Source organism: Pseudofrankia coriaricola, assembly GCF_032027725.1.
Taxonomy (GTDB): domain Bacteria; phylum Actinomycetota; class Actinomycetes; order Frankiales; family Frankiaceae; genus Pseudofrankia.
On the sequence record NZ_JASNFO010000157.1, the window covers coordinates 1 to 10,756 of the forward strand.

Consider the following 10,756-nt stretch of genomic DNA (forward strand, 5'->3'; position numbering starts at 1 on the left):
CCTGGTTGATCGTCGGGTCGGCGGACGGGAGGTGGCGCAGCCCGGCTCCGAGCTTGTGTTCCTTGATCCGTGTTTCGATGTCGGCGCGGCCGCGGAACCAGTGCTCGACGGCGACGATCCCGTCCGGCTCGTCGGCGGACAGCGAGGTGACGAGGAAGCTGACCGCCCAGCTGTGGTCGATCATGCCGTCGAGCAGCAGCTGCCGCTGGCCGGGCACGATCGTGCGCCCGCGCCGGGAGCGCGGGTCGGCGGAGACGTCGTCGGTGGTGACCTTTACCCGGCGCACGATCGTGTAGGTCCCGGGCGGGGCGCCGTCCGGGGCGTAGTCGCAGGCGGCGACCTGCGCGCCGCGCATGCCGCGGGCGTCGACCCACCGGTCCTCGGGGACCTGGGCGTAGGCACGCCAGAGTGCCTGGTTGCGGGGTGCGGAGATCGCGAAGTCGCCGCCCGCGGCGACGACGGCGCGCATGAACGCGGCCGAGAAGAACCCGCTGTCACAGCGGAAGACCGCAGGGGCGCACACCGCGTCGGGCAGCACCGAAAGCGCCCGGTGCATGAGCGCGATGATGAACGGACGCGGGTCCTGGTTGCCGGCGAGCAGGTCGGCGGCCAGGGTCAGCCCGGTGCGCGCCCAGCTGATCAGCAGCGGCCGGCCCGCTCGCTTGCCGTCGTGGGTATAGGCGACGCCGCGTTTCTTACGGCCGTAGACCTCGACATCGGAGGCGTCGCAGTCCAGCGTCGGGCGCCCGGTCACGAGCTCGGCACGCCGCTGTGCTGGCAGGAAGCGCATCATCCGCTCGGCGATCCCGGCCAGTCCGCGTTCGATCCCGGCGAGCTGGGCAGGGCCGAACCGTTCCGCGAGCCGCGCGGCGGTCCGCGACGGCGGGAACGACACCGGCGCAAGCAGCGTCCCTGCCCGGTCCGCCCGGGACCGGTCCAGCCCAGCCAGCGACGACTCGCCTCCCAGCTGGCTGGCCGCCATCCCGACGAGCAGCTGACCGGCCGTCAGCCCCCGGTCGCGCCGCTTGATCCGGCCGATCCCGTCGTCGAGTCCGCCGACCAGGTCGAGCCGGTCGACGAGCGCGGTCACCGCGACCAGCCCCGCAGCCCCCGTCACCGTCGGGTCGACCGGCCCGATCCGGACCAGCGGACGGCGCCCGCGCCGGACCACCGGACCACCGGCAGAGGGCTTCCCTGATGATCTGCTGCCGCGTAGAGTCGTCACCCGTCAGGTGCCTTTCGCCTGGGATGTCGGTTCGGTGTGAGAACCCCGATTCTCCCTGCGCGGCAGGCACCTGTTCTCTTACGACGATCTACAAGACCCCAACATCAACGCCCAACTGGCGGATGTAGGTCTGACCAGGCAACCACCCGCCCCCGCCATGTCTCGGGCCGGCTCAACGCAACAGCGCCGCTCAAGCTTCTCGACCCGCGACCGGTCCCGCTCCCCCTGCCCTACACTGACCAGGAGGGGTTCCGCGCACATCGCACCGCGAACCCCTTCCGGTTCAGGCGGACGACTCCAGGGAGCACATGCCTAAGCAGGCCTGCGGATGTGGGTACCGATACTCACCTTGCTGGATCGCAGCAGCACGACTGGACCAAGCACCGCGATGCGCCGGGTTCGTCAGACAAGTGTTGGAGCGCGCATCGGCAGTCGCATCCCGAAAGGACAGGTGAGCAGTGAGTCAGCCGGTGCAAGACGTCGCCTCCGCTTCAAGTCGACGGGATGGCGACCGGAAGGGAGAATGGCGCCGGTCCGCCGAGACGCGACGGGCTGTGCTCGACGCGGCTCGCCGCTTGTTCGGCAGCAACGGGTATGAGGGCACCAGTATCGACGACATCGTGCGTGAATCTGGTGTCAGCGTCGGCAGCATTTACCACCAGTTCGGTGGCAAGAGCGAAGTGTTTATGACACTGGTCGAGTCAGCTTTGGCAAGACACTCGGAGGTGTCTGCGCGGGAGACCCGTAGGGCGATCAATGCCGGTGAAACGGACCCACTCCGTATCTACATAGCCGGCGCCAAGGCATACCTGATGGAGACCTGGAAGCAGCGTGACCTAGATCGCATCAGCTTCGCCGAAGACGGTCCACCCGGGTTTGCAACGTTTCTTCGTGAGCGTCACGCAAGGTACTTGCGCGGTTCTCGCGGGCTCACTATCGGCAAGCCGCCATTGCCGGATTCAACTGCACATGCGCTTACGGCTCTCCTTCTGGCCGCAGCCACCCAACTAGTGGACGTCAATGACCGGCGCACCGCGAAGGCGGTTGTGGACTACTTTACGAATCTTATTCTCCGGATGGGTGATCAAGATTAGGTAGAGTGCGCTTCCGTCGAGCATGCCGGAGAGCTTGAGGGCGCGCAGGGTCTGGGCGAGGGCGGCGCGGTCGATCAGCGCGACGGGTGGGCTGGGGGTCATGGGGTGGGCTCCCGAGTGAGGTGGGCGAACACGTGCAGGGGGTGGCCGGCCAGCTGTCCGTCGGCCTCGTGGCAGCCGGCGAAGCCGCGCCGGTCGGCGCGGGTCGGTTCGGCGTGGTGGCCGGTCGTACCGAGGGCTTCGGCGAGGCGGTCGACGGCGGCGATCCGCTCGGCCTGGGAACGGCCGGTGGCGGTGGCGGGGTGGAGCTGGATGGTGATGCGGGCCGCATAATAGAATTGTCTACTAAATCGGGAACGCTCCAAACGGCAGCCAGCGGACCAGGATGGCGGCAGCTCGGGCACCTGCAACCGGTCGGTCGGCGAGCTCGTCCGGCAGTGGCGGCGCAGATCAGCCCCGACGAGTGCCCTACGGCGAAGGCCAGCCTCGCGGCCTGTGCCCGCTCGCAGCGGCCCGGGACTCACCGAGCCGGCCCGAGCTGACGGTAACGACTGGCGTGGAAGACCATCGGCGCGACCTCCGGGTGGCTCTGCAGCGCATGGATGCGCAGCACGACGATGTCGTGGTCGCCGGCCGCCACCTGGCGGTCGACCTCGCACTCGAGCCACAGGGTCGAGCCGTGCACGAACACCGCGCCCGTGGTCGACGCCGCCCAGGCGACCTCGGCGAACCGATCGCCTCTCTTGGCCGACAGCGCCGTGGCCACCGGGCCGTGGTCCTGCGCGAGCACGCTCACCCCGAGCCGCGGGAGAACGGCGAGCACCGGCCAGGTCGTCGAGGTGTGCGCCACGCACACGGAGACGAGTGGTGGGTCCAGCGACACCGACGTGAAGGAGCTCATCGCCATGCCCGTGGGCCGGCCATCGGCCATGGCGCACACCGCCGTGACGCCGCTCGGGAAGCAGCCGAACGCCAGCCGGAGCAGGGTCCCGTCGAGCGGGCCACCACCCTCTGAAGCCTCGGTCCAAGCGCCGGTCATGAACTCACCAGCCGCCGAGCGACCGGGCCCGGTCGAGCCAGGCGTCCAGGACCGGTCCCTCCTCGTACGCCGCGTCGAGCAGGTACAGCGCCGGCGTCGGGCCTGACTTCCCTCACGTTGATTCTTCTCGCAAGATCGTAAGGCTGTGACCTGCGGCTTCGCCGGCGCCAGCGACGAAAATTGTGCACTAATCGGAGGCGCCGAGTCGTTGCCGGAGACTGCCGCCGGGCCCACAAGGAGATCCACTCGCACGACACGGGCGGCAGTTGTACCAACAGATCGGCAACCAACTCTCGCGCCAAGCCCTCACGCCGGACCCGCGCCTCACTGTCCGTAGCATTACGATCTTGACCGCTGCATCGGGCCGCGCACGTGCGCACTAATTTGAGGGAAGTCAGGTCGTACGCCGCGTCGAGCAGGTACAGCGCCGGCGTCGGGGCACCTGCAGCCGATCTCGACGAGAACAGGCTCGAACAGTCGACGGCTACCAGGACTATCGCGTCCGCCTGATTCGCGATCGCAGAGCGGATCCCATTGTTCTCCACCGTTGAGTTGCTCTGGCCGCCAAAGATCTTGACGTTCCGGCCGATGCAACCACCCGCCTCCTCGATTGCCTTGGCTGGGGTCGCGCAGCGCTCCGCTGCCATAGTGCGGGCGATCACCCAGGCGTTCTTCCCAGGCTGCGGTTTCGGCTCAGCGGTGGGCAAAGCTCGATCTGTTCCGGAGTACACCTGAGCGATCCCTTCTGGACGGCGAGGGAACAACGTCTACTAATTACGTCGGCGCTGACGTGCCCGCCCCCACGTGACCCTTGCTGCTGCACGCCGCCGAGACCGGGGCGACTACTGAAACCGTAACGACCCCGACGACACCCTTACTCCATCGCATACGAGCTCCACGTGAGCTGCTCAGGCCACCCGACGCCCTTCCGCAACAATGGCGTCGGCGGATTCGACTGTCAAGAATAGATCCGAGTGCGTGGCGCAGAATCTTCATTGATCTGCCCGCGGGGGCAACTGGCCCCGCGTATTCCGGCGAGATCGATACGCCCTCCTCTGAAGTCGCTGACGCGGACTGGCATCGTCACTCTGGCCAACGCTGGTGGCGCACGCGCTGCCAACCGCCTTCGCCATGCCGGACCGCGACCCGACGCGAGGTCGGGCGTCTCAGCCCAGTCGCTCGTACGCCGGGATGGTCAGGAACTCGACGAGCTCCTCGGACAACCCGACCTGCTCGAAGCTCCCGCGACTCCTTCGAACGGCCCCGGGTCTCGAACCACTCGTCGTCGCCCGTCTCACCGCGGATTCCCCAGACAGCGGACGAGATCGGCGGTGATCGGCGGTGATCGGCGTCCAGCGCTTTCTCGTGGCGAATCCACGGCCATACCTGCGAGCGCGCGATCTCGGCGGTCGCCACGTTCTCCATCTGGCGTCCTCGGGCCGTCGCGAATCATCGACGTGCGCGCGCCGCCTCGCGCATCGAGGCCGGGCTCACCGTCTTTCATAGCCGAGACCGGCGGCCCGCGATCATACTTCGAAGACCTTCTGCTCGACGCCATGCAGAGGCGCCGATGCGCCATCGCTTCCGATGAGGACGTAGTCGCATAGCAACAGGGCCGCGCCGCCGTGCACGTAGAACGGATGCACGGCCAGGAACATGCCTTGCTCGATGAGCATCGGCTCGTCAGATCGAATCAGCGGTCGCTCGACGATGTCGTAGCCCTGGCCGTGCGCGTGCAGGCGCTGCTCAGGGGGCCGCCCATGCTCCTCCATGAATGCGTTGTAGTCCGAGAAGATCGCGCTCGAGCTCGCTCCGGGGCGAAGGTGGTTGACGGTTCGCTGGTAGGCGGCGAGCGCGAACTCGTGCTCCTCGAGGAGCGCGTCGTTCGCCGAACCGATCACGATGGTGCGACCGATCTCAGCGAAGTACCCGTCGACACTCGAGGGTTCGACCAGCAGGGTCATCTGATCGCCAGCCTGTAGCACGCGGTTGTGGTGGCGAGGCATGTCGATCATTCCCGGGTGGCCGGGAGGGGCCGAGCCGATCATCAGCACGCCTCCGACGCTGCCCCGATCGCGTGTTGCGGCGGCGATTGCCGCGATCACCTCCCACTCACGCCGCCCGGGCTCGATGGCATCAAGTCCGGCCTCGAAGGCTGCCTTTTGCATCTCGATCGTCGCGCGGATCGCCCGTTGCTCGTCCTCCGACTTGACAGCCTTGATCGGGTCCACGAGGTAGGAGGCATCTACGAACTCCGCCTTGGGAAGGGCTTCCTGGAGGTAGGTCATCCACAGGTGCGGAAATTGCGCCATGCCCAGGATCCCGATCCGCGCCGGCGCGTACGGCTTCACGGCCTTGGCAATCGCCTCCGGATCGTACTGCGCCGTGTAAGACGCCGACGCGAAGCTCCAGGTGCCCACGATCTGCTTGATCCCATAGAACAACGGATCGGCGGTCGGCGAGACATCGCGTGCCCGGCCGTGCGGTCCGTGCGCGACCATCGTCATCGCGTCCTCCAGCGGGAACACGAAGGTCAGCGGATACCCCCCTGACGAGGCGATGTCGCCGAGGTACTTCACGTAGCCGCCGAGGTTGTCGACATGGTTGTGGACGATGAGCACCTCGATCCCTTCGCTTGCCATCGCCGTCCGGACTGCCGCCCACCGGCGGTCGAGCTCTCGCTTCGGCGTCGGCATCCGCACCCGCTCGGACCATGGCGTGTGTTGCACCGTGTGGGACATGCGCTCATCCTCCGTCGTCGTCATCGGTCCACCGTCACGGGCGCGGAAGACCGAAGTGGTCTCGTAACGTCCGCCCGTCGTAGGTGCGGCGCATCAGGCCACGCCGCTGCAGCTCGGGCACGACCAACTCGTTGAAGTCGTGCAACTGCCCCGGGAGATATGCCGGCTGGATGTTGAAGCCGTCCGTGGCGCCCGTCCGGAACCACTCCTCCATCAGATCGGCGATGTCGGTAGCCGAGCCGTAGGCGACTATGCCGGCCATCGACCCGGCGGCGCGCAGAGCCAGCTCGCGCAACGTCAGCCCCTCGCGCTGCCCCAGCTTCGCCCACTCGCCGAAATGGGGCCGTGAAAAGCCCGACTCCCGATCGGGCTCGGCCGACATCGGCAACGGCTCGTCGAGTGGATACGGCGACAGGTCGACGCCGCCGAGCTTAAGGGAGAAAATGTTAAGCGCCACGTCGATGTGCAGCAGCGACTGCAGCCGCTCGTAGTCCTCCCTGGCCTCCTCCGTGGTGCGCCCGACGATCACGACCAGACCCGGCATCACCTTCACGTGGTCGGGATCGCGGCCCGCGTCGGCGACCTGGGACTTGATGAGCTGGTAACGCTGCCGTGCCGACTCGACCGACTGGGGCGTCACGAACACCATCTCTGCGTAGCGTGCGGCGAAGGCGGTGCCCGTCGACGACGACCCCGCCTGGACGAACACGGGATACCCCTGCGGGCTGCGCGGCACGTTGAGAGGGCCGCGAACACGCAGGTGAGGACCGTCATGGTCCAGCGTGTGCACCTTCGCCGGGAGCAGGAACTGCCCGCTGGCCTTGTCGCGCGGGAAGGCATCGTCCTCCCAGCTGTCCCACAGTCCCTTGCAGACCTCCACGAACTCGGCGGCACGCTCATAACGCAGCTCGTGCTCAAAGTGCTCGGCGAGGCCGAAGTTCGGAGCTTCCACGGGGCCGGACGTGACGATGTTCCACCCCACACGCCCTCCGCTCATGTGGTCCATCGACGCGAACTTCCGCGCAACCTGGTAGGGGTAGTTGAAGCTGGTCGACGCCGTACTGATAAAGCCGATCCGCTCCGTGACGGCGATCAGTCCGGAGATCAGCGTGAGGGGCTCGAAGTTGGCCACATACTGGGCGACGCGACCAAACGTGCCGGGCGAACCAGCCAGCACGCACTGATTGTCGGCGAGGAACACGGCGTCAAAACAGGCACGCTCCGCGGCCTGCGCGAGCTCGACGTAGTGCGCGAAGCTGACGCCAGCATCCGCCTGGGCGCGCGGATGGCGCCAGGACGCCTGGTGGTGCCCGGTCGGGTTGATGAACAGCGAGAGCCGCATAGTCGACTGGGCTCCGGACATGTGGGAATCTCCTTGTCGGTAGATGTGGTGGAAAGCGTCGATCACCGGGCTCATTCGTAGCGGCCTATGCGTTCTGGCCGCACGGCTGTTAGGCCAGGCACGCTCGAGTCTCGTCTGGTAAGCGCTGTTTGATGAGTCGCCGCGGCCGCAGTCCGGATTTGTCGGAGCGCACGCTGAACTCGTCCAGCGGTCCCAGACGCGGCACGCCTCGAGAGCCCCGAAGGTCGGCAGCACACGCTGGGTCACGTTGGCCGTGTTTTCGGTGGCGAACCGCAGTTCCTGCTGGGGGTCCACGCTGCCCGCCCCCGCGGCGAGCGCGTAGAGCCGAGTGTCACGCTCGGTCCAGGCACCGGTCACCGGGGTGAGTTCGCGGCCGATCAGCCTCGCGTCGATCGTCATCGGTCAACTCGCCGAGGCAGGCGCCGAGAGTCCGGGGATGACGCCGGGGTCATCCTGATCCGGCCAGTTGTGCAACGCAGCTGCGACCGACTCGACGGTCCAATCCTCCGCCGCGTGGGCGGACTCGGCGGGAGACCAGGGCGTGTAACGATGGATCTGGCGACCGAATATGGCATAGACCTGTGCCGTCGCGGTGCACTGCGGGTTGAGCAGCCACGCGACCAGCGGCGACACATGGGCGGGCGACATCTCATCGAACCCATCGGCGTCCGGCGCCATCCGGGAGCCGCCGCTTGGACCGGTCATCGTGAGTCGCGTCCGCGCCAGCGGGGAGATCGAGTTCACACGAACCCCGTAGCGTCCCAACTCGCGCGCCGAGGAGATCGTCATCAGCGCGATTGCCGCCTTGGCGGCACCGTAGTTCACCTGCCCCACATTGCCGTGTAGTCCCGACGCGGCGGTGGTCGTGACGACTGCCGCGTCGACGGCCTCCCCTGCCTTGCGGCGGCCCCGCCAGTACTCGGCGGCGTGACGTAGCGGAAAGAAGGTGCCGTACTGGTGCACCTTGATGATGTCGTCCCACTCCGCCTCGCTCATGTTGGTAAGCATCCGGTCGCGTAGGAAGCCGGCGTTGCAGACGAGCCCGTCGAGTCGGCCGTAAGTCCTGATCGCGGTCTGCACTATCTGCGCGGCCGAACCCCAGGTCGTGACCGAATGCCCGTCAGCGACGGCATCACCGCCCAGAGTCCTTATTTCCTCGACCACGTCGCGCGCGGGGCCGCGGCCGCCGTCCTCAAGATCGTTCACGACCACTGACGCGCCTTCGCGGGCGAGTCGCAGCGCGTGTTCCCGTCCGAGGCCGCGACCGGATCCGGTCACTACGACAACTCGGCCGTCCAAAGTGCCTGACATGTAAGTGCTCCTTTTGGAGGTACTCGGGCTGACTGGCTGCGCACCTTCCACAGCTTGACGAGCTGATCCGCCATATTCGCCGGATACTCGGGATCGGTGAAGTCGGCAACCTGGCGCACGTTCCGCGTGGTGACCAGCCAGTAGTTCGGCCCCCAGGTGTAGATGGGCATCTTCTCGAACCACCGGATCGCGACGTCGACGACCTGCCAGGCTTCCGTTTAAGCCGACTGCAGCAGCCACGCGAGGTTGTCGCCAGCGCTGAGGTCCTTGAGCCCGTCGGGACCCGGCGAACTGCCGAGGATTTTGACCGAGGGCAGGGATGCCGCCCTGATCGCCTGACTGAGACCGGTAACGGCTAGACCGGGACTGACGAATACATGCTTCGTCTTCGGATGGCTCTGCAGGTAGGCCACGACGACCTGAGCTCCCCTACCGGCCAGGATGCCGCGCCGACCGCGGCCACAACGCCGGCCCCTCATGACCTAAGACCGCGCGTGCGAAGGCGTCACCGGCCATCGCCCCGAAGGCAAGGTCGGTGTGGCACGTGCCGGTTCCGGCGATCTGCACCAACACATCGGTCAGTCCGAGCTCGGACAGCCCCACCGCCTCGACGGTGTAAGCGCCGCCTGTCCCCCGCAGGACAGCGGCATCGACGTGGCGAACCGGCTGAGTCATGGCGCGTCCTCTGCAAGATGGCGAGCTGGTGCCCGAAGGTTAGAACAGCGCTCTAGCATTTGCCAGACCCCAGACCAGATTCGGATCGGGCGCTGATCTTGTGATCCGTCCGGCCCCGGGGTACCGCCGTGCCGCCCTCGTTGGTGCGATCATGTGTCCAGTGCCCCTCTGACCTCGGGGTTCTTCCTCCGCACCTGGCTGGCCTGATCGTGGATCGGGCGAACCGGACGGTGATCGACTACGGCTGCTCGCTCGTTCTCGGGCGGAGCGGGTGGCCTGCGCGCGCTGTGGCGTGGTCTCGGGGCGGGTGCACGGCCGGTACCGGCGAAGGTTGGTCGACGCCGCGATAGCGGGCGCCCGCGTCGTCATTGACCTGCTGGTCCGTCGGTTCCGCTGCGCGGTCACCAACTATCCGACGGTGACGGTCGCCGAGCAGGTCGAAGGACTGACCAGCCCGCATGCCCGCTTCACCCCACTGGCACGTCGAATGCTGGAGGCTGTCGGGCTCGCGCTCGCCGGCCGGGGCCGGGGCGCGGCTGGCCGGGCAGCTGGGTCTGGCGGTGGCGCGCGACACCCTCTTGCGCCGGGTGCGTGCGCTGCCGGAACCGGACATGACGGCCGTGCGGCTGCTCGGTGTCGACTTCGCGCCGCGCCGTGGCCACGTGTACGGCACGGTCCTGGTCGATGTGGACAGCCACCGGCCCGTCGCAACGCCAGCGCCTGCGACGTCTTCGGCCAGCGCACCCAACCCTCCAGCACCCTCCGGTGGTGGCTGGCTCTGGCGTTGGCCTGGTGACGGCGTCGCCAGCTCGACCAGGGCAGGAGATGAGCGAGTGACGCGGCGAACAGTCAGGGATCTCGTTGACCGTGATCGGGAGCAGTCCGGCGGGTGGGGGCTGGTCGCGTTCCTTGGCGGCGATGACGGTGAGCAGGCGTCGGCGAGCATGGCACGGTCCAGCGCCGCCAGGAGGTCCAGCGGCGGAGCTGGTGTTTCGTCGAGTGCGGTGAGCTCCTTTCCGGTCTGAATGGGTTCCTCAGTGAGCCACTGTTGGTGCTCCTGAAGCTGTGATCGTTTTTCATGTCTGGGTTCCGTTCGTGCTCGGGTCTGGTTGTGCCGGGTGGGGTTGGGTCCAGCGGGCTCGGGTGTAGTAGCCGGGTGGGCGGTCACGGCGTTCGCGGAGCCGTCTGATCTCGGCGTCGTCGGCGAGGATGATCCAGGATCTGCCGTCCGGGTGGCGCTGGGCAGTGATCCATCCTCGGTAGATCCAGTTGTAGAGGGTGGCGGTTGGCATGTTCAGGGCGACGGCG

The 10,756-nt window shown here is 67.4% G+C and carries 12 protein-coding genes and 1 pseudogene; 2 read left to right on the plus strand and 11 right to left on the minus strand.

Annotated elements, in window-relative coordinates:
- Nucleotides 1-1,171 (minus strand): transposase (locus QOZ89_RS45935; RefSeq protein WP_312630297.1); only part of this gene is annotated, 1,171 nt, incomplete at its 3' end.
- 608 nt (nt 1,172-1,779) lie between these two features.
- On the opposite strand from QOZ89_RS45935, the gene QOZ89_RS45940 reads away from it, so the two are divergent.
- Entirely contained in the window at nt 1,780-2,319 is a 540-nt protein-coding gene (locus QOZ89_RS45940; RefSeq protein ID WP_157910459.1) for a TetR/AcrR family transcriptional regulator, read from the plus strand.
- Nucleotides 2,320-2,417: 98 nt separating this feature from the next.
- On the opposite strand, the gene QOZ89_RS45945 is transcribed toward QOZ89_RS45940, so the two are convergent.
- The 9 genes from QOZ89_RS45945 to QOZ89_RS45980 form a co-directional block, all read right to left on the minus strand.
- A complete protein-coding gene (locus tag QOZ89_RS45945; protein ID WP_131803868.1) occupies nt 2,418-2,684 on the minus strand; it encodes a hypothetical protein in 267 nt (88 codons plus the stop codon).
- Between the two features lie 155 nt (nt 2,685-2,839).
- The gene (locus QOZ89_RS45950) at nt 2,840-3,358 is read right to left on the minus strand and encodes a flavin reductase family protein (RefSeq protein WP_071047937.1); all 519 of its coding nucleotides are present in this window, start codon (nt 3,356-3,358) and stop codon (nt 2,840-2,842) included.
- 1,083 nt (nt 3,359-4,441) lie between these two features.
- Nucleotides 4,442-4,783 carry a hypothetical protein gene (locus QOZ89_RS48120; protein WP_116271587.1) on the minus strand — a complete coding sequence of 114 codons (342 nt, stop codon included), beginning with the start codon at nt 4,781-4,783 and terminating at the stop codon, nt 4,442-4,444.
- Between the two features lie 101 nt (nt 4,784-4,884).
- Entirely contained in the window at nt 4,885-6,123 is a 1,239-nt protein-coding gene (locus tag QOZ89_RS45955) for a M24 family metallopeptidase (protein WP_071049926.1), read from the minus strand.
- 10 nt (nt 6,124-6,133) lie between these two features.
- Complete coding sequence (locus QOZ89_RS45960; protein ID WP_312630298.1) at nt 6,134-7,861, minus strand: LLM class flavin-dependent oxidoreductase; 1,728 nt, start codon at nt 7,859-7,861, stop codon at nt 6,134-6,136.
- Between the two features lie 3 nt (nt 7,862-7,864).
- Nucleotides 7,865-8,773: an SDR family NAD(P)-dependent oxidoreductase gene (locus tag QOZ89_RS45965; RefSeq protein WP_083418916.1), complete on the minus strand. Its 909-nt coding sequence runs from the start codon at nt 8,771-8,773 to the stop codon at nt 7,865-7,867.
- Nucleotides 8,740-8,943 carry a hypothetical protein gene (locus QOZ89_RS45970; protein ID WP_198543317.1) on the minus strand — a complete coding sequence of 68 codons (204 nt, stop codon included), beginning with the start codon at nt 8,941-8,943 and terminating at the stop codon, nt 8,740-8,742. Before QOZ89_RS45970 ends, QOZ89_RS45965 begins: the two co-directional genes overlap by 34 nt.
- Before the next feature lie 48 nt (nt 8,944-8,991).
- Nucleotides 8,992-9,186 carry a type 1 periplasmic-binding domain-containing protein gene (locus tag QOZ89_RS45975; RefSeq protein ID WP_071049928.1) on the minus strand — a complete coding sequence of 65 codons (195 nt, stop codon included), beginning with the start codon at nt 9,184-9,186 and terminating at the stop codon, nt 8,992-8,994.
- 16 nt (nt 9,187-9,202) lie between these two features.
- Nucleotides 9,203-9,448, minus strand: coding sequence for a hypothetical protein (locus tag QOZ89_RS45980; RefSeq protein WP_071049929.1), 246 nt, complete (start codon nt 9,446-9,448; stop codon nt 9,203-9,205).
- A gap of 271 nt (nt 9,449-9,719) precedes the next feature.
- On the opposite strand from QOZ89_RS45980, the gene QOZ89_RS45985 reads away from it, so the two are divergent.
- Nucleotides 9,720-10,244: a transposase family protein gene (locus QOZ89_RS45985; RefSeq protein ID WP_491677150.1), complete on the plus strand. Its 525-nt coding sequence runs from the start codon at nt 9,720-9,722 to the stop codon at nt 10,242-10,244.
- Nucleotides 10,245-10,524: 280 nt separating this feature from the next.
- On the opposite strand, the pseudogene QOZ89_RS45990 reads toward QOZ89_RS45985, so the two are convergent.
- Nucleotides 10,525-10,756: pseudogene (locus QOZ89_RS45990) on the minus strand (recombinase family protein); the annotation flags it as partial.